At 68.8% G+C, this 18,896-nt stretch carries 11 protein-coding genes and 1 riboswitch; of the genes, 5 read left to right on the forward strand and 6 right to left on the reverse strand.

The genetic code is table 11. From position 1 onward, the window contains the following. Positions 1-81 precede the first annotated feature (81 nt). Positions 82-2,373, reverse strand: a complete 2,292-nt coding sequence (locus AC1Z3W_RS24425) for an FUSC family protein (protein ID WP_057927833.1) — start codon at positions 2,371-2,373, stop codon at positions 82-84. Positions 2,374-2,554: 181 nt separating this feature from the next. Between AC1Z3W_RS24425 and recC the strand changes: the two genes are divergently transcribed. From recC to arfB, 4 genes are read left to right on the forward strand one after another with little or no spacing between them, the layout of a single operon-like run. Beyond that, entirely contained in the window at positions 2,555-5,893 is a 3,339-nt protein-coding gene (gene recC / locus AC1Z3W_RS24430; RefSeq protein ID WP_483508588.1) for an exodeoxyribonuclease V subunit gamma, read from the forward strand. Next, complete coding sequence (recB, locus tag AC1Z3W_RS24435) at positions 5,890-9,594, forward strand: exodeoxyribonuclease V subunit beta (protein ID WP_483508589.1); 3,705 nt, start codon at positions 5,890-5,892, stop codon at positions 9,592-9,594. Before recC ends, recB begins: the two co-directional genes overlap by 4 nt. Beyond that, on the forward strand, positions 9,591-11,891 hold the full coding sequence (locus AC1Z3W_RS24440) for an AAA family ATPase (RefSeq protein ID WP_483508591.1): 2,301 nt from the start codon (positions 9,591-9,593) through the stop codon (positions 11,889-11,891). The genes recB and AC1Z3W_RS24440 overlap by 4 nt, the downstream gene beginning before the upstream one ends. Continuing rightward, positions 11,888-12,292 carry an alternative ribosome rescue aminoacyl-tRNA hydrolase ArfB gene (arfB, locus tag AC1Z3W_RS24445; RefSeq protein WP_059449423.1) on the forward strand — a complete coding sequence of 135 codons (405 nt, stop codon included), beginning with the start codon at positions 11,888-11,890 and terminating at the stop codon, positions 12,290-12,292. The genes AC1Z3W_RS24440 and arfB overlap by 4 nt, the downstream gene beginning before the upstream one ends. Before the next feature lie 52 nt (positions 12,293-12,344). Here arfB and AC1Z3W_RS24450 read toward each other — a convergent pair whose 3' ends face one another. From AC1Z3W_RS24450 to thiC, 5 genes are all read right to left on the reverse strand, one after another. Further along, positions 12,345-13,625, reverse strand: a complete 1,281-nt coding sequence (locus AC1Z3W_RS24450; RefSeq protein WP_124833373.1) for an EAL domain-containing protein — start codon at positions 13,623-13,625, stop codon at positions 12,345-12,347. A gap of 487 nt (positions 13,626-14,112) precedes the next feature. Then, positions 14,113-15,039 carry a DMT family transporter gene (locus AC1Z3W_RS24455; RefSeq protein WP_057927840.1) on the reverse strand — a complete coding sequence of 309 codons (927 nt, stop codon included), beginning with the start codon at positions 15,037-15,039 and terminating at the stop codon, positions 14,113-14,115. Positions 15,040-15,181: 142 nt separating this feature from the next. After that, complete coding sequence (locus AC1Z3W_RS24460; RefSeq protein WP_057927841.1) at positions 15,182-15,430, reverse strand: hypothetical protein; 249 nt, start codon at positions 15,428-15,430, stop codon at positions 15,182-15,184. A 225-nt stretch (positions 15,431-15,655) separates the two neighbouring features. Beyond that, a complete protein-coding gene (locus AC1Z3W_RS24465; protein ID WP_057927920.1) occupies positions 15,656-15,871 on the reverse strand; it encodes a glycine zipper 2TM domain-containing protein in 216 nt (71 codons plus the stop codon). 249 nt (positions 15,872-16,120) lie between these two features. Then, positions 16,121-18,052, reverse strand: a complete 1,932-nt coding sequence (gene thiC / locus AC1Z3W_RS24470; protein ID WP_048024440.1) for a phosphomethylpyrimidine synthase ThiC — start codon at positions 18,050-18,052, stop codon at positions 16,121-16,123. Positions 18,053-18,176: 124 nt separating this feature from the next. Then, positions 18,177-18,293: riboswitch (TPP riboswitch) on the reverse strand. A gap of 256 nt (positions 18,294-18,549) precedes the next feature. Here thiC and AC1Z3W_RS24475 point away from each other — a divergent pair. Next, entirely contained in the window at positions 18,550-18,801 is a 252-nt protein-coding gene (locus tag AC1Z3W_RS24475) for a pentapeptide MXKDX repeat protein (protein ID WP_175826022.1), read from the forward strand. Positions 18,802-18,896: the final 95 nt, after the last annotated feature.

Here is an 18,896-nt window from a genome sequence, read left to right on the forward strand (position 1 = left end):
GCCCGCTTGCGTGTGCGGGCCGGCGGCGGGACAACGTCATGCGGTCATGCGGTCATGTAATGCGGTCATGTAGTTACGCAGTCATGCGGGCAGGCGGATAACGCTCGCGTCCTTGCGGATCAGCAGCGACGACGCGAGCATCTGCTTGCACTGGTGCGCGAGGACCTTCAGGTCGTGCGTGAGATCGGCACCCACCGCGTCGGATTTCTCCGCGGACACGACCATCGCGTCGAGGTCGCGCGTGATCTGCTTCGTTGCATCGAGCTGGTCGGCCGGCGGCGGATCGCCGGCTTCCGCTTTCTCGAGGTTCTCCAGCACGGCGGACAGGCCGCGGTGCAGCGCGTCGTCGTGGACGAAGTTCTCGTCTGCCGCACATGCGCTGCGGATCAGCGGCGCGGCGGCGGTGATCTGCGCGCCGAGCACGTGCGTCTGCACGAGCAGGTCGTTCAGCTCCGGCACGAAGCGCTGGTGCGCCTTCGGCTCGATCATCATCCGCTGGAACGCCTGACCGAGGTTCGCGAACGCGATGTGCACGTCCTTGCGCGCGAGGCGGTAGCGGTAGTCGTCGTCGAGGGTAGTGGCAGGCGCTTCGATCGCCGCGGCGACGCCCGGCACGACTGCCGCGCCGTCGGCGGCCGGCACGGGCGGCGGCGATGCGCCGCGCCCGGCGCGCCACGCGGCCTCGAAATACTTGCGGGTCGACGTCAGCATGTCGGTGACGAGCTTGCCCATCAGCCGGTATTCCCAGTACGGGAACAGGCGGCTCGCGGCGATCGCGATCATGCACCCGACCACGGTGTCGATCGCGCGCTCGCCGATGATCCGCATGCTGCCCGGCGCGAGCAGGTGGAACATCAGCAGCACGTACGACGACGTGAACACGACGCTCGCCGCGTAGTTGAACAGCAGCAGGCTGTAGCTCATCACCATCGACCCGAACATGATCGCGATCAGCAGGTGCGGCTCCTTCACCGTGTAGATCAGCGCGATGCTCGCCGCGCAGCCGATCAGCGTGCCGACGATACGCTGCGCGTTGCGCTGCTTGGTCAGCGAGTAGCCGGGCTTCAGGATGATGATGGTCGTCATCACGATCCAGTACGCGTTCGTGAGCGGCAGCAGCCGGCCGAGCCAGAAGGCGACCGCCACCGCGATCGTCACGCGCAGCGCGTGGCGGAAGCTCGGCGAGCGCATGTTCAGGTTGGAGAAGATCAGGAGCGGCGACATCCGGCGCCGCTGCAGGAAGCGCGTGAGCGCCTTGTCGATCTTCAGTTCGGTTTGCTGCGGATCGGCATGACCCGACAGGTTGCGGCGCATCCGGTCGATGAGGCGCGTCGCGCTCCAGATGCGCCGGAACGTCGCGAGCACGGCCGCGTACGCCTCCGCATTGCTGGCCGGGAAGTTCTTCTTGCGCATCAGCTCGATCTCGTACTCGATCGCGCGCAGTTCGGCCTTCACGCTGATCCGCGAATGCGGCGCGCGGTTCTCGAGCACCGCGAGGCCGATCTCCTCGAGATCGGCGGCCGCCTTGCGGATCAGATCGCGATAGAAAATGATCAGGTCCGAGCCGCCGAACGTGTTGCGCACGAGCGGGTAGTCGGTGTGCGCGCCGACGAACAGCTCGTGCAGGTCGACGCTGTTGATGAACAGGTTGTACATCGTCGTGCGGCCGGGATCGAGCTTGCCGCGGCGCAGCTTCGGCAGGTTGCGCAGCACGATGTCGCGCGCGGTTTCCTGCGTTTCGACCGCGGTGATCTGCTTCGCGACCAGATTGCGGTAGCACTCGTCGAGATCGGCGTCGAGATCGTAGAACTGCGCGCGCGCGAGCAGGTAGTCGGCGCACGCGAACAGGCTTTCGGCGAGCGCCTGCTGCTCGATCCGGCGCGCCTGCCATTGCGACACGAACGTCGCCCAGTACGTGTACCAGAGGCCGCCTGCGAGAATCCAGCCCGCGTTGATGAACGCCTGCAGCGGCGTGAACTTCTCCTCGAGCGTCATCACCATCATGAACAGCGTCGCGAAACTGATCTGCGGCCAGCGGTTGCCGTAGACGACGATCAACGACAGCACGAACGTGAGCGGCACGATCGTCAGCCACAACGCGAAGATGTTCGGCGTGGCGAGGCCGGTCGCGAGCGCGGCCAGGAAGCCGATCACGCTGCACGCAAGCATTTCGTTGTGCTTGTACTTCAGCGGGCCCGGCATGTCGACGACGCACGCGCCGAGCGCACCCGTCGAGATCGTGAAGCCGAGCTCCCGGTTGTGAAACACGATCAGGCACAGCACGGCCGGCAGCGACACGCCAACCGCGATCCGCAGGCCGCCGAAAAAGTACTGGCTGTAGAAAAACTTTCTGATTTCGACCGAATAGCGCATCGATGGGCTGAATGACAGACGAAGACGCCCGGGGCGGCGTATTGACTGGCGACGAGTCTATCGTATTTCGCGGTCCGCAAAACCTGGCCGTTCGGACGAGGTTCGCCGCGACGCCCCTTTTGCTATCCTTGGTGCTCCTGTTCGCGCGGCCCGGCCGGCGCGAGGCTTTGATACCCGTTTCATGCTCCATCTCTTCTATTCGAACCGTCACGAAACGCTGGCCGACGCGCTGCTCGAGGACCTGGCCGCGTTCCCGGCCCGCAACGGCCCGTGGGCGCCACAACAGGTCATCGTGCCGAGCGCGGCGCTGCGCCGCCGTCTCGAGCTCGACATCGCCGCGCGCCACGGCGTGTGCGCGAACGTCGAGTTCACGTATCTCGCGCAATGGCTGTGGGCGCAGATCGGCCGCGTGCTGGCGGTGCCTGCGCGTTCGCCGTTCGCACCCGATCGCCTCGTGTGGCGCTGCTACCGGTTGTTCGCGCAGGCCGCGGGCGGCGCGCCGTGGCTCGCGTCGCCCCGGCTGGCCGCGTATCTGTCCGCATCCGACGACGCGATGCGCTACGAGCTCGCGCAGCGCGTCGCGGCTGTGCTCGATCACTACCTGACCTATCGGCCCGAATGGCTGGCAGCTTGGCAGGCCGGCGAGTCGGTGCTTGCGGGCGGCGCCGCGCCGCGCGGGATCAGCGATGCCGCGCGCGACGACGAACACTGGCAGGCCGCGCTGTGGCGCGCGCTGCTCGCGGAACTGAGCGACAGCGGCACGCCGCCCGCGCATCGCTTCCTCGTGGAGGCGCGCAACCTCGATCCCGAGACCGTCGCGCGCGCCGATTGGCCGGAATCGGTCAGCGTGTTCGCGCTGCCGACGATGCCACCGCTGCACGTTGCGCTGCTGCGCGAGCTGTCGCGCTGGATCGACGTGCGCGTCTATGCGCTCAATCCGTGCCGCGAATTCTGGTTCGACATCGTCACGGCCGCACATGCGGAAGCGCTCGATGCAGCCGGCCGGCTCGACTACCAGGAAGTCGGCCATCCGCTGCTCGCGGAGTGGGGCCGGCAGACGCAGGCGCAGCTGCACATGCTGCACGAACTGACTGAAAGCGCTGCGTCGGGCGACGCGTCGCGTTTCGTCGGAAATCCCGCACCGACCTGGCTCGCGCGCGTGCAGAACGCGATCCTCGACCTGCAGCCGGAAGCCGACCTCGGCGACGCGCCGGCCGAGCGCGGGATCGAGGTGCACGTGTGCCACAGCCTCGCGCGCCAGCTCGAGGTGCTGCACGACCGCCTGCTCGCGTGGTTCGATGCCGATGCGACGCTGCAGCCGTCCGACGTGCTGGTGGCGGTAGCCGATCTCGCGGCGGCCGGGCCGCTGATCGATGCGGTGTTCGGCACGGCCGGCGCCGGCGGCGCGCGCGTGCCCTACCGGATCACCGGCCTGCCGCCGTCGCAGGCGAACCCGGTCGCGCGCGTGCTGCTCGAATGGCTCGCGCTGCCGGAACGGCAGGTCGGCGCACCGGAGCTGGTCGAATGGTTGCGCGTCGACGCGGTGGCGGCCCGTTACGGCATCGACGCAGCCGCGCTCGAGACGGTTCAGACCTGGCTCGCGGCCGCCGGCGCGCGGCGCGGGCTGTCGCCGATGGCGAGCGACGATGTGGCGGTGCCCGCGCCGCGCCATACGTTCTCCGATGCGCTCGCGCGGCTCTTCCTCGGCTATGCGATGCCCGAAGGCGCCGCACCGGTCGGTGCATGGCTGCCGATCGAGGCGGCCACCGGCAGCGAGGCCGAACTGCTCGGCCGGCTCGCGCGCTTCACCGACGATCTCGACGGCTTCGCGCGGCGGCTTGCCGACGCGCACACGCCGCGCGCATGGAGCGAACTGTTTGCCGATACGCTCGCGCGGTTCTTCGACTCCGGCGCCGCGTATGCCGATGCACTCGCAGGCGTGCGCGACGCGCTCGACGCGATGCTTGCCGCAATGACGGAAGGCGCGCCCGACGAGGCCTTGCCCGCGGCCGTCGTGCGCGCTGGGCTGGCAGCCGCGCTCGACGATCCGGCGCGCGGCGGGGTGCCGTGGGGCGGCGTCACGTTCTCGTCGCTGACGAGCTTGCGCGGGTTGCCGTACCGCGTCGTCTGCCTGCTCGGGATGGACGACGGCGTGCTGCCGAGCCTCGCGCGCGCGGACGAGTTCGACCTGATGGCCGTCCTGCCGAAGCTCGGCGACCGGCAGCGCCGCGACGACGAGCGCAACCTGTTCCTCGACCTGCTGCTCGCCGCGCGCGATCGGCTGATGATTGCGTATACGGGGCGCAGCATTCGCGACAACGCGCCGTTGCCGCCCGCGGCGCTCGTCGACGAACTGCTCGACCATCTCGCGCTCGTCACGGCCGGCGCGGACGCAGCGCCAGATGCGGTCGATGCCGCGCGGCGCGGGTTCATCGTCGAGCATCCGCTGCAACCGTTCGCGGCCGAGTATTTCCGGCACGGCAGCGAACTGGTTTCCTACGATGCCGAACGCGCGACGCTCGCGTCGCTGCTGGCGGCCGAAGCCGCGCGCGATGCGACGCGCGAGCAGCCGTTCTTCGCGCAGCCGCTGCCGGCCGAGCCGGTCGAGCCCGTCGCGTTCAGCGAATTCGACCGTTTCTGGCGGCATCCGGCCCGCGCGCTGCTGCGCGCGCGGCTCGGCATCGTGTTGTCCGATGCGCAGGCCGAACTGCTCGACACGGAGCCGTTCGCACTCGATTTCGCTGGCAGCGACGCGCTCGCCGAGCGCGTGCTGCCGCTCCTGATCGAATCGGATGAAGGCGGCGTGCACGATCATGCGCTGCGCATCGCGGACGCCAGCCCGGAATTGCCCGGCGGCGCGACGGGCGCTGTCTGGCGGGACCAGGCGCTCGGCTCGATGACGCAGCTTGCGTCGAACGTGCGCCGTGCGCTGGCCGGCGGCATGGAACGGCGGCCGTTCACGCTCTCGATCGCGCCCGCATGGCCCGACACCGACCAGGCGCTGTTCGGCGCAGATGACGCGATGCTGTCGGCCGATGCGGTGAGTGCACCGCTCGAACTGTACGGTACGCTGAACCGGCTGACGCCGGCGGGCCAGATCATCTATCGCTATGCACGGCCGAGCGCGCGTGACTACCTGTCTGCCTGGCTTGCGCACGTCGTCTACTGCGCGGTGGAGCCCGGCGGCCCGCGCCGCACGCTGTGGTTCGGCAGCGGCGGTGCCTTCGAACTCACGCCGGTCGCCGCACCGCTCGAGCGTCTCGCGCCGCTCGCCGCGCTGTTTCGCGCGGGGCGGCGCATGCCGCTGCGGTTTTTCCCGCGCAGCGCATGGGCGCGCATTTCCGACGGCGAGGCGAAGGCCGCGAGCGTGTGGATCAACGAGCGCGTGGTGAGCGAAGCCGACGATCCGGCCATCGCGATTGCATGGCGCGGCGCACATCCGTCGCTCGACGAGCCATTCGGCACACTCGCACGGCTCGTATTCGAGCCGATGCTGGAACACCTGAAGGAGGTCGCATGAGCGCCGCATCCCAGCCGCAGGCGGCGCTCGAACTCGACGTATTCGCGTGCCCGCTCGACGGCGTCAACCAGATCGAGGCATCGGCTGGTACCGGCAAGACGTGGAACATCTGCGCGCTGTACGTGCGCCTGCTGCTCGAAAAGGATCTCGGCGCGGACGAAATCCTCGTCGTGACCTTCACGAAGGCGGCGACGGCCGAGCTGCATGAGCGTATTCGCGGTCGGCTCGCGCAGCTTGCGCATGCGCTCGATACCGGCGACGATGGCGGCGATCCATTCGTCGCGCGTCTGCTCGAGACGACGCTCGGTGAAGCCGGCTTGCTCGACCCCGAGACTGCGGCGAAGCGGATCCGGCGCGCGCTGCGCGCGTTTGACCAGGCCGCGATCCATACGATCCACGCGTTCTGCCAGCGCGCGCTGCAGGAGGCACCGTTCGCGGCCGCGATGCCGTTCGCATTCGACATGCAGACCGACGATGCGGCGCTGCGTTTCGAGCTCGCGGCGGACTTCTGGCGCACGCGCGTCGAACCGATGGCCGCACGCTGGCCCGGCTTTGCAACATGGCTCGTCGATTCGGGCGCAGGCCCGGCCGCGCTCGACGCGCAGCTCGCGCGCCGGCTGAAGAAGCCGCTCGCCGCGCTGCGTTGGGATGGTGTGGCCGAACCGGACGAATCGGCCGAGGCTGCTGCGATTGCGTGCTTCGAAGCGGCCGCGCGGATGTGGGCCGGCGAGCGCGATGCGATCGACGCGTTGCTACGTACCGCACAGCCCGCGCTCAACCAGCGCTCGCACAAGCCCGACGCGGTGGCCGATGCGCTCGGCGCGTGGGCCGCGCATTTCGCGCAGGGCGATGCGACGGCTGCGCTGCCGAAGGCGGCGCTCAAGCTCACGCGCGCCGCGCTCGTGAAGGCAACGAAAAAAGGCGGCGCGACCCCCGAGCACGCGTTCTTCGACGTGGCCGACGCGCTCGAAGCGGCGGTGGCCGCGGCCGAGGCCGCGCAGCGCGCGCGCTGGCTCGCGCTGATCGCCGACTGGCTCGACACCGCGCCAGGCGAGCTGGCCGAACGCAAGCGTACGCGCCGCGTCGTGTCGTTCGACGACCTGCTCGCGAACCTGTATCACGCGCTACACGCGCACCCGTGGCTCGCCGAGACGCTGCGCGCGCGTTATCCGGCCGCGCTGATCGACGAATTCCAGGATACCGATCCGCTGCAGTTCGCGATCTTCGACCGGATCTTCGCGCCGGGCGGGCCGCTCTTTCTCGTCGGTGATCCGAAGCAGGCGATCTACAGCTTCCGCGCGGCGGATTTGCATACCTATCTCGCTGCACGGGCAAGCGCGAGCGCGTGCTATACGCTCGCGGTCAACCAGCGCTCGACGCCGGCGATCGTCGACGCGTGCAACCGCTTCTTCATGTCGAACCCGCGCGCGTTCGTGCTCGACGGGCTCGACTATTACGCGGTGCGAGCCGGCACGCGCGTGCGTGCTCCGTTCGTCGACGAAACCGATCCTGGCCCATGCGGCGATTTCCGGATCTGGGCGCTGCCAGGCGGCGACGGCATGCTGCTCAAGCGCGACGCGCAGGCGCAGGCCGCGCAGGCATGCGCGGCCGAGATTGCCCGGCTGATGCGCGGCGCGCGCGAAGGGTATGTGCGGCTCGGCGATACGCCGCTGTCGCCGGGCGACATCGCGGTGCTGGTGCAGACGCACCGGCAGGGCAGTCTCGTGAAGCGCGTGCTCGCCACGTGGGGCATCGGCAGCGTCGAGCTCGCGCAGGCGTCGGTGTTTTCGACCGGGGATGCGGAGCAGCTCGAGCGTGTGCTGGCGGCGATCGATGCGCCGGGCGACCTGCGGCGCCTGCGCGCGGCGCTGGCAGCCGACTGGTTCGGCCTCGATGCGGGTGCGTTGTGGCGGATGGAGCAGGGCGACGGCGACGCATCGCGCGAAGCGGCGGACAGCGCGGACGCGATGAGCTGGGTCGAGCGCTTCTCACGCTATCGGCTGTTGTGGCGCGAACGCGGCTTCGCGGTGATGTGGCGTACGTTCACGCGCGAGCTGCGCATCGCCGAGCGGCTGATGGCCGGCGCGGACGGCGAGCGCCGCGTAACCGACCTCAACCATCTGGCCGAACTGACGCAGGCGCGCGCGTCCGCGCAGCCGGGCATCGCGCCGACGCTGCGTTGGCTTGCCGCGCAACGGCTCGACGGCGGCGGCGAGGAAGCGCAGCTGCGTCTCGAGTCCGATCGCAACCTCGTGCAGATCGTGACCGTGCACAAGTCGAAGGGTCTCGAATACGCGGTCGTGTTCTGTCCGTTCCTGAACGACGGCGGGCTGCGCGAGCCGCCCGCGTCGGGGTTGCCGGACGCGCGCGAGTATCACGACGACGTGGGCGACGCCGTGCTGCATTACGGGTGCGACGACGAAGCCGCCGCGCATGCCACGCGCCAGGCGCTGCGCGAGCAGGCGGCGGAACGCGCGCGGCTCGTCTACGTGGCGCTCACGCGCGCGGTCTATCGGTGCTATCTCGTCGCCGGGCCTTATCTGTCGTCGCGCTCGACCCGCGAGGCGCGGCGCAGCGTGCTGAACTGGCTCGTGGCCGGCGCCGGCCAGTCGTTCGACGCGTGGCTCGACGAGCCGCCCGACGAAGCGGTGCTCGACGCTGCGTGGCAAGCGCTGGCCGGTGGCCCCGTGAGCGTTGCACCATTGCCGATGCCGGCGCGTCGCGAACGGCTCGCGGCCGGCCACGATGCATCGCAGACGCTCGCGGCACGCCATGCGACGCGCGTGTTGCGCGACGCGTGGCGGATGGCGAGCTTCAGTTCGCTGACGGCGTCGATGGCGCGCGAGGAAGCGGGCGTCGCGCTCGTGCCGGACGACGAACTGCGGCCCGATCACGATGCGCTTGCCGCCGTGGCACCGGACGGCGCGGCCGTCCTGGCCGACACGGTCGCCGCCGAGCCTCCGGACGACGACATCCTCGTGTTTCCGCGCGGCGCTGCAGCAGGCGAGTGCCTGCACCGCTTGTTCGAACTCAGCCGCTTCACGGAGCCCGATTCATGGCGCCAGGCCGCGCTCGGCGCGCTGCATGACCGGCCGGTCGAGGCCGAGCCCGAGCTCGCGACGCGCCTGCCGGCGATGATGGCGCGGCTCGTTGACGATGTCGTGCGTACGGAACTCGTGCCGGGCATGCGGTTGGCGGATCTCGATCCCGCCAAGCGGCTCGATGAAATGGGTTTCCTGTTCCCGGCGCCGTCGCTCGAGTTGGGCGCGCTGCGCCGGCTGCTGGTCGCGCACGGTTATCCTGACGTTGCGCTCGACACGGGCATGCTCGCCGGCTTCATCAAGGGTTTCATCGACATGATCGTCGAACACGACGGCCGGTTCTGGATCGTCGACTGGAAGTCGAACCATCTCGGCAATACGCCGGATGCCTACGGCCCGCGCGCGCTCGACGTCGCGATGGCCGATCACGCGTATCACCTGCAGGCGCTGCTCTATACGGTTGCGCTGCATCGTTATCTGCGCGGGCGGCTGCCGGACTACGACTACGACACGCATATGGCGGGCTACCTGTACCTGTTCGTTCGCGGCGTGCGCCCGGGCTGGCGCAGCGGTGGCGAACCGGCCGGCGTGCATGCGCGGCGGCCCGAGCGCGAACTCGTCGACGCACTCGACCGGATGATGGAAGGGGGCCGCGCATGAATGCGTCCGACGATACGCTCGAATTCACCGGCGGCCTCGTCGCACGCCTGCCCGAGCCCGCGGATTTCGGCATCGCGCTCGCGGAAGGATTCGCGCGGCGCATCGGCGACCTGTCGCGCCGCGCGGGTGCGCCGGCCGCGGCCGCGCGCTGGGCGGCGCGTGCCGCGTTCGCGACGAGCCGGGCGACCGCGGGCGGTCATGTGTGCGTGTCGCTCGGCGCGCTCGCGCAGCGCTACGAAGAACCGGTCGACGACGTGCGCGCCGCGCTTGCCGCGAGCGGCGTGGTGGCGTTCGGCACGCTCGCGCGCGGCGACGAGCGGCCGCTGATCGTTGACCGGCACGACCATCTGTATCTGTCGCGCTATTTCGACTACGAACGGAGGCTCGCCGATGCGCTCGTCGCGCAGGCCGGCGTCACCGTGCCAGGCGACGCGCTGTCGCCCGACCGGTTGCGCGACAGTCTCGCGCGTTATTTCGGGCCCGCGACGGGCGAAGTGGACTGGCAGCGCGTCGCGGCGATCGTTGCGCTGACCGGACGCGTGACGATCGTCAGCGGCGGCCCAGGCACCGGCAAGACGACGACCGTCGTGGGCGTGCTGGCTTGTCTGCTCGATGCGCATCCGGGGCTGCGCATCGCGCTGGCGGCACCGACCGGCAAGGCCGCGCAGCGGATGCAGGAAGCGCTGCATGCGCGGGCGGGCGACCTGCCGCCGGAACTTGCCGCGCGCCTGCCCGATACGTCGTACACGCTGCATCGCCTACTGGGCGGCGGCGGAGCGGCGGGCTTCCGCCATCATCGCGACAATCCGTTGCCGTACGACCTGATCGTCGTCGACGAGGCGTCGATGATCGACGTCGCGCTCGCCGCGCATCTGCTCGATGCGCTTGCGCCCGGCGCCCGGCTCGTGCTGCTCGGCGACAAGGATCAGTTGGCCGCAGTCGAGGCCGGCGCGGTATTCGCCGAACTCAGCGCCCGGCCGACGTTTACCGCCGCCGCACGCACGCGCATCGCGGATGCGCTCGGGATCGACGAAGCGGCTTTCGTCGCGGCGTTGCCGGTGCCGGACGGCGAGGCGGCCGAGAGGGTTGCCGCGCCAGCTCCAGCTCCGGCTCCGGCATCCGCCCCGTTGTCGGCGACCGCTGCGCGCAAGCCGTCGGCGCGGCGGAACGTGGATACGCGCCAGGCGTCGCTGTTCGACGACGACCCGCAGGACGAAGCGGCGTCCGCTGCCGATGTCGCGCCGCCGGCCGCTTCGTTGCCGCCTGCGGCACCCGCACCGACCGGCATCGATAGCGCCAGCGCGGCAGCCGATCCCGCATGGATCGAGGCCGGCGAACTCGCGTGGCTCGACGCGGTCGAGCTCGTACCGTTCGGCCCTGCCGATGCGACGGGTTCGACGCTTGCGTCGACTAGCGCAACGCGAGCCGACGGCATCGCCGTCGCGTCGCCCGCACCCGCACCGCTCGCCGACTGCGTCGTATGGCTCGAACGCAATTACCGTTTCGGTCTCGATTCGCCGATCGGCCGCCTGTCGCTCGCGATCCGCCGCGGCGACGTGCAGGCCGCGCTCGATGCGTTGCCGATGGACGATACCGCTGCCGCGTCGTTTCATGACGACGCGGGCGATACGCTTGCTGCATCGACGGTCGTGCGGCTCGCGCATCGGTTCGGCGCGTACCTTGATGCCTTGCGCACCGCGTTGTCCGAGCCGGTGCCCGATCCGCTGCCCTTGTTCGATGCGCTCAACCGCTTCCGGATCCTGTGCGCGACGCGCACGGGCTCGCGCGGCGCCGAGCACGTCAATGCGCTGGTGGCCACGCACGTGCGACATGCCGCGCGCGTGCCGCTCGCGGTCGGCGCACACTGGTTCACCGGGCGGCCCATCATGGTGACGCGCAACGATTATGCGTTCGGGCTGTTCAATGGAGACATCGGCATCGCGTTGCCGGACGCGAACGGCGTGCTGCGCGTGTGGTTCCGGCGCGCGGACGGCACCGCGCGCGCCGTGTCGCCGGCCGCGCTGCCGCCGCACGAAACGGCGTTCGCGCTGACGGTCCACAAATCGCAGGGCTCCGAATTCGACGAGGCCGCGCTGGTGCTGCCGGCGTCGTTCGGGCGCGTGCTCACGCGCGAGCTCGTCTATACCGCCGTTACGCGCGCACGCACGCGCGTGCAGGTGATCGGCCCGCGACGCGTGCTGGCGCAGGCGGTCGCGACGCGCACACAACGCGATTCGGGGCTGGCGGCCCGCGTCGACGAGGCGCTCGCGCGGCGAAGCAAGGAGACGTCGCGATGATGATCCGCTACACGCTCGATCCGGCCGAAGTCGAATGGACCGCCGTGCGCGCCCAGGGCGCCGGCGGGCAGAACGTCAACAAGGTGTCGAGCGCGATTCACCTGCGCTTCGACATCCGCGCGTCGTCGCTGCCGCCCGTCATCAAGGAGCGGCTCCTCGCGCTGTCCGACCAGCGCATCACGCGCGACGGCATCGTCGTGATCAAGTCGCAGGAATACCGCACCCAGGAGAAGAACCGCGAGGCAGCGCTCGCGCGGCTCGATGCGTTGATCGGCAGCGTCGCGTTCACGCCGCGTGCGCGTGTCGCGACACGGCCGACGCGCGCATCGAAGGAGCGGCGGCTCGAACACAAGTCGCGGCGCAGCATGGTGAAGTCGGGAAGAGGCAAGGTGATCGACTGACGAAAGGCCGAACCGGCCAGGGCGGCGGGCGGATCCGTACCGCCCGCGCTCGCTACCGCATCACGGTGCCCGCGCTGTCGAGCACGAAGTCGACGCAGAACACGACGAGGCGACTTTGCGCGCGAATCGCGACGGCGGCCGTATAGCAGTCGCGGCCTTCGGTCAGCGAGAAGTGCGGGCCCATCAGCGCGACGCGTCCCGGCGCCGCGATCGCGCGCTGGAAGTACGGACGCCGCGACCAGTTGCTGTGCGTCTCCGGGAACAGCGGCGCGAGCCGTGCGCCGCTCGCCTGGCCGTCGTCGGGGCGCGCGCCGATCGACGGCAGGAACTGTTCGCCGATTTCGTCCGTCACGAACACGCGGCGCGCGGCCGGCACCGCGAATACGCGCTGCGCGGCGTCGTTCAGATTGCCGCTCGCGGAAAACGCGGCCGCGCCGGCGAGCACGAGCCGCTCGATCGCGTCGAAGCCCGGCTGCTCGGCGACCGCCGGTGTATGCCGCTGCGCGATGAATCGTTGCCACGCGGCGTCGAGCATTGCGGGCGCCGCTGCGCTCGCATATGCGATCGACGCATCGGGCTGGCCGAACTGGAAGCCCTGGACGAAATCGATATCGGCCTCCATCAGTGCCTGCAGCGCATCGTCGCTTTCGACGCCCTCGGCGAGCACCATCGCGCCGGCCTGGTGGAGCATCGATACCAGGTGATGCATGATGCGGCGATCGTCGGCCGACGAGTTCGCGCGCTCGACGAGCGATCGATCGAGCTTGACGATATCGGGCCGGGTGCGCCACACGCGGTCGAAATTCGAGAATCCGGTGCCGAAGTCGTCGATCGCGATCAGGAAGTCGCGATGCTGGATCATGTCGATCGTGCGGGCGAGCGCGGCTTCGTCGCGCGCCGGTTGCTCGACAACTTCCAGCACGATGCGGTTCGGCGGCAGTGCGAAATGCCGGCACAGTGCCTCGACGAATTCACGCTGTACGAGGCCCGAATCGAGTACGCGCGGCGTCACATTCAGGAACAGCCAGCCGTCGCCGATACCTTGCGCAACGAAGTTGGCCGTGTGCAGGCAGCGGGCGAGCCGGTCGAGCAGCAGCGCATCGGCAGCAGCGCGCGTCCTGTCGAACAGCGCGACCGGCGACACCAGCGTGCCGTTCTCGTCCACGACGCGCAGCAGCGCTTCATAGCCGACCACGCGCTTGTGCGTGATCGACAGCACGGGTTGAAACACGCTGCGCAGCGTCGTGTCGCGATACGTGGCGATCCAGCCGCTGGGCGTCGGTGTCAGGCGTTCGAGCAGGGAATCGAGCGAGATGTCGCGGGCGGGCTTCATGTCAACGGTGCCCTGCGGCGATCGGGGGGGCGGTGTCGTGCCGCCACGCCGAAGCCGTCGCACGCGCAGGTGGACGCGAAAGAACGTGGAGCATCGTAACCGCCTTCTGCGGATGAGTGTTTCGAGTGTAACGGGATTAGCGCGGTGCGCGTATCAGGGTAACTCCAGACGCAAACGCTACACTGACGCGCGAGCGGGGCTGTCCGTCTGGAGCGTGCACCATGCAGCAGCAGTCGCCGACTGTCCACGCGGCGATAGCGCCGCGTGTGTCGCGCGCATTGCGTGCGACGAATGCGAGAAATTCGGAAAGCGGCGGAATGCCGGCGCCGCTGCGCAACCGTGCGCGATCATCGGCATCGGGTGAAGAACGACATGCTCCGGCACGCGCCGGTCGATGGGCGGCGTTCGAAGACCGAAGGCTGGCGGCCGGCGCTTCGCCGGCAACGGGCAACGGGCGGTCGTCGGCTGAGCGAGCCGCGTATGCCGCTCAGGCCGCCTCGCCGCCCCGTGGGCGGAGCCCGGGAATCCGCTTGATCACGCCGGTCGCAAGCGCGGTGCCGACGAGCACGATCGCGCAGCCTTCGATCATCACGACCGATACGTGTTCGCCGAGGAACAGTGCACCCCACAGCAGGCCGAACACCGGGATCACGAACGTCACGGTAATCGCGCGGGCCGGGCCGACGTGCGCGATCAGATAGAAGAAGATGAAATACGCGATGCCCGTACAGGCGATGCCGAGCGCGAGCACGGCCCCCCACGCATGCGTGCTGACGGCCGCCGCCGGCCACGTCGCGATCGCGAACGGCAGCAGCAGCACGGTCGAGCCGATCATGCTGCCGGTCGCGTTGACGAGCGGATCGACGCCGCTCAGCTTGCGCTTCGTATAGTTGGCCGCGATGCCGTACAACAGCGTCGCGCCGAGCGCCGCGGCGGCGGCCAGTGCGGTCGCGCTGGCGCCGGTGCTGCCGTGCGCGTTCGCGATCTGATCCCACACGAGCGTGAGCACGCCGGCAAAGCCGATCACGAGGCCGAGCGCGCGCGGCAGCGACAGCTTGTCCTTCAGCCACAGGTACGCGACGAGCGCGCCCCACAGCGGCGTCGTCGCATTGATCACCGAGGTCACGCCGGCGGACAGCGTCAGTTCGGCATAGGCGAACAGGCAGAATGGTGCGCCCGAGTTCAGTACGCCGACGACGAACAATGGCCACGCGTGCCGGCGCAGCCGCGCGCCGAGGTCGGCGGGCTTGAAGCGCGTCAGCGCGAGGCCCGTCAGGAACAGCGCGCCGATACCCACCCGCAGCGCCATCAGCGGCGCGACGCCGAATTCGGCAACGCCGATCCGGATGAACAGGAACGACGCGCCCCACAGGGCAGCGAGGACGGTCAGCAGAAGGGCGTTCTTGGGTGACATCGAGCGTGGCGGGCGAGGGGACGGGATGCGGTGAATCTTACACCGCGTTACCGCACCGTCGTTTCACGATCGGATGAAACGACAAGAAACGAGAACTCCGCCTGCCGCCGACGCGAACCGGCCGGATGGCCGGCACGGCCGCTCAATGATGGTGCCGGCCGCCGCGTCCGCCAAACCCGAAGTTCAGCGACAGCGCGGGGCCCCAATAACCCCCCCATGCCGGGGCATATGCAGGGGCCGGATAGTAGTACGCGGGGCCGGGGTCGACATACACGGGCGCGGGCTGTACCGGCGCCGCCGCGTAATAGCCGGACGGATAGTAGCCGTAAGGGTAATAACAGCCGGCGAGTGTCGCGCACGCGAGCGTCGCGGCGACGAGGGTCCTGTTCATGATGTCTCTCCGGCGGCGCCGGCAATCGGCAGATGCTTAAGCTTAGGCCGCATGGAGGCAACACGGTGCGCAAAACGGTAACGGATCATTTCGGGGCATCGCCCCGGAGCGCCCGGGCGACCGCTACCGCCAGATGCGAAAACGGCGCTTCCGCACCGCGGAAACGCCGTCTGGCCGAAACCGAAACGCGCCGCGCAGCGTGCGGCACGCGGGCGCCGGGCCGGCTTACTTGCCGACCTGGTTGCCGATGATGCCGCCCGCTGCCGCGCCGCCCAGCGTCGACAGCGCGTTACCGCCGATCGCCGCGCCGGCGACGCCGCCGACACCCGCCCCGATGGCCGTATCGCGCTGGCGCCGCGTCATCGAATCGCATGCCGACAGGCTTGCCACCGTTGCGACGAGCAGAGCGCATACCCCAAAACGCCGAATCGAGTAACTCATGATCATTGTCCTTGTGGTAGTGAATGGAGGACGCGCGACCGGCTGACGGCCACACACAACCCCAATCTACCCGCCGCCCCGAGGGGCTGCTGTAAGGACTTGTTAAGGCTCGGACGGTTTCGTAATCAATTGTTTCCCCTGCGCCAGCAGGCATGCGGGATGCGGCCGCGCGCGCAAAAAAGCCCGCTCGAAAGCGGGCTTCCTGCAGCGCGTCACGATGCGATCCGTTTGGCGGACCGCAGCGTTCGCTTACTGACGATGATAGATCTCGGCACCGGTCTTCACGAACTCGACCGCCTTGACTTCCATCCCCTTCTTCAGCGCCTCGGTTTCCGACACGCCCTGCTGCGCCGCGAATTCGCGCACGTCCTGCGTGATCTTCATCGAGCAGAAGTGCGGGCCGCACATCGAGCAGAAGTGCGCGACCTTTGCCGAATCCTTCGGCAGCGTCTCGTCGTGGAATTCGCGCGCCTTGTCCGGATCGAGGCCGATGTTGAACTGGTCTTCCCAGCGGAACTCGAAGCGCGCCTTCGACAACGCGTTGTCGCGCACCTGCGCGCCCGGGTGACCCTTGGCGAGGTCGGCCGCGTGCGCCGCGAGCTTGTACGTGATGATCCCTTCCTTCACGTCGTCCTTGTTCGGCAGCCCGAGGTGCTCCTTCGGCGTCACGTAGCACAGCATCGCGGTGCCGAACCAGCCGATCATCGCGGCGCCGATGCCCGACGTGATGTGATCGTAGCCCGGCGCGATGTCGGTGGTCAGCGGCCCGAGCGTGTAGAACGGCGCTTCCTTGCACCAGTCGAGCTGGAGATCCATGTTCTCCTTGATCAGCTGCATCGGCACGTGGCCGGGGCCTTCGATCATCACCTGCACGTCGTGCTTCCACGCGATCTGCGTGAGTTCGCCGAGCGTCTTCAGTTCGCCGAGCTGCGCTTCGTCGTTCGCGTCGTAGATCGAGCCGGGGCGCAGGCCGTCGCCGAGCGAGAAGCTCACGTCGTACGCCTTCATGATCTCGCAGATCTCTTCGAAGTGTTCGTACAGGAAGCTTTCCTTGTGATGCGCGAGGCACCACTTCGCCATGATCGAGCCGCCGCGCGACACGATGCCGGTCATCCGGTTCGCGGTGAGCGGCACGTACTGCAGGCGCACGCCCGCGTGGATCGTGAAGTAGTCGACGCCTTGCTCGGCCTGCTCGATCAGCGTGTCGCGGAAGATTTCCCAGGTCAGGTCCTCGGCCTTGCCGTTGACCTTTTCGAGCGCCTGGTAGATCGGCACCGTGCCGATCGGCACCGGGCTGTTGCGGATGATCCACTCGCGCGTTTCATGGATGTGCTTGCCGGTCGACAGGTCCATCACCGTATCGCCGCCCCAGCGGATCGCCCACGTCATCTTGTCGACTTCCTCGCCGATCGACGACGTGACGGCCGAGTTGCCGATGTTCGCGTTGATCTTCACGAGGAAGTTGCGGCCGATGATCATCGGCTCGGATTCCGGGTGGTTGATGTTCGCGGGGATGATCGCGCGGCCGCACGCTACTTCCGAGCGCACGAATTCCGGCGTGATCTCGGCCGGCGCGTTCGCGCCGAAAGCCGCTGCGCCGAACGCCTGGCCCGGGTGCTGGCGGCCCATCATCGCGGCGAGCTTCGCGCCGTTCGGGCCGCTCGCCTTCAGGCTCTCGAGGTACTCGGCGCGGCGCTGGTTCTCGCGGATCGCGATGTATTCCATTTCCGGCGTGATGATACCCTGGCGCGCATAGTGCATCTGCGTGACGTTCTTGCCGGCCTGTGCGCGGCGCGGGTTGCGGTGCAGGCCCGGGAACCGCAGGTCGGCGGTGGCCGGGTCGGCCGCGCGCTCGAGGCCGTACTGGCTCGACAGGCCGCCGAGCACTTCGGTGTCGCCGCGCGCTTCGATCCAGCCCTGACGCAGCGCGGCCAGGCCCGCGCGGATGTCGATCTTCGCGTCCGGATCGGTGTAGGGGCCCGACGTGTCGTACACGTAGATCGGCGGATTCTTCTCGCCGCCGAAGCCGGTCGGCGTGTCGGCCTGCGTGATTTCACGCATCGGTACGCGGATGTCGGGCTGCGAGCCGGTTACATAAACCTTGCGGGAATTCGGCAGCGGGGCGACGGCCGCGGCATCGACATGAGCGTCGGCGGACAGAAACTTCGGATTGGCGTTCATGCAATCTCCTGTGTGAGCGCCGGACACGCGCTTCGGCGCTTGCCCGGAGCCCTTGACGAATGTGGGGCTCGAGCTAAGCAGGAGACGAGGTTTGGTGAGGCGGCGGATTTCGTCAGAAGGATGGCGGCGAAATCCGTACGCTTCCCTGCGCTGGCATTATCCAGATCAGGTTCAAAGGGTATTTCTCACCCGCAATGCCGGTTGTTTGACCGAACGCATTGCAGGACCCCCGCGTTAGCAAGGGCACACGATACACCGGCTTCGCGGCGGTTTCAACCGGGGGCAGATCCGATGCGGCGGTGCAGCCGCAGCATCGCGGGCGGTGCGCGCGGCTGTCGCCCGGCCGCCAGCGCGCCCGCCGGGGCGAAGCGGTGCAGCATCGCGGCCGTTCGGTTCCGGCCGAAAGCGTCGGCTAAAAAAAATTTCAACACGGCTGTCATTTCCGGCGTCCACGTCCGTCTATTCGGCTCCTTAAACCCATGTATCGGAGAAATGTCATGAAAAACGGAATCCTGGTCGCCTGTGTCGCCGCTATCGCGATGGTTGCCACGAGCGCTTATGCGCAGAGCGACGCGATGTCGAAGGACGGCATGTCGATGTCGAAGGACGCGATGGGCCACGACGCGATGGCGAAGGACGGCGCGATGAAGAAGGGCGCCATGAAGAAGCATGCGATGAAGAAGGACGCGATGTCGCACGACGCGATGGGCAAGGCGATGTCGGGCGACAAAATGGCGCCGTCGAACTGACGCAGGCGGGCCGGTCGGGTGGTGCGTGCATCGCATCGCCCGACGTCTCGCATCGAGTGCGTTTGCATCATCCCCGCATCCTCTGAGGCTCCACC

Source organism: Burkholderia sp. 10_S31 (assembly GCF_056930375.1).

Coding starts and splice junctions, on each gene's coding strand:
- arfB (WP_059449423.1), top strand. CDS start 11,888: ATGATGATCCGCTACACGCTCGATCCGGCCGAAGTCGAATGGACCGCC.
- recC (WP_483508588.1), top strand. CDS start 2,555: ATGCTCCATCTCTTCTATTCGAACCGTCACGAAACGCTGGCCGACGCG.
- AC1Z3W_RS24455 (WP_057927840.1), bottom strand. CDS start 15,039: ATGTCACCCAAGAACGCCCTTCTGCTGACCGTCCTCGCTGCCCTGTGG.
- AC1Z3W_RS24425 (WP_057927833.1), bottom strand. CDS start 2,373: ATGCGCTATTCGGTCGAAATCAGAAAGTTTTTCTACAGCCAGTACTTT.
- AC1Z3W_RS24475 (WP_175826022.1), top strand. CDS start 18,550: ATGAAAAACGGAATCCTGGTCGCCTGTGTCGCCGCTATCGCGATGGTT.
- AC1Z3W_RS24460 (WP_057927841.1), bottom strand. CDS start 15,430: ATGAACAGGACCCTCGTCGCCGCGACGCTCGCGTGCGCGACACTCGCC.
- recB (WP_483508589.1), top strand. CDS start 5,890: ATGAGCGCCGCATCCCAGCCGCAGGCGGCGCTCGAACTCGACGTATTC.
- AC1Z3W_RS24450 (WP_124833373.1), bottom strand. CDS start 13,625: ATGAAGCCCGCCCGCGACATCTCGCTCGATTCCCTGCTCGAACGCCTG.
- AC1Z3W_RS24440 (WP_483508591.1), top strand. CDS start 9,591: ATGAATGCGTCCGACGATACGCTCGAATTCACCGGCGGCCTCGTCGCA.
- AC1Z3W_RS24465 (WP_057927920.1), bottom strand. CDS start 15,871: ATGAGTTACTCGATTCGGCGTTTTGGGGTATGCGCTCTGCTCGTCGCA.
- thiC (WP_048024440.1), bottom strand. CDS start 18,052: ATGAACGCCAATCCGAAGTTTCTGTCCGCCGACGCTCATGTCGATGCC.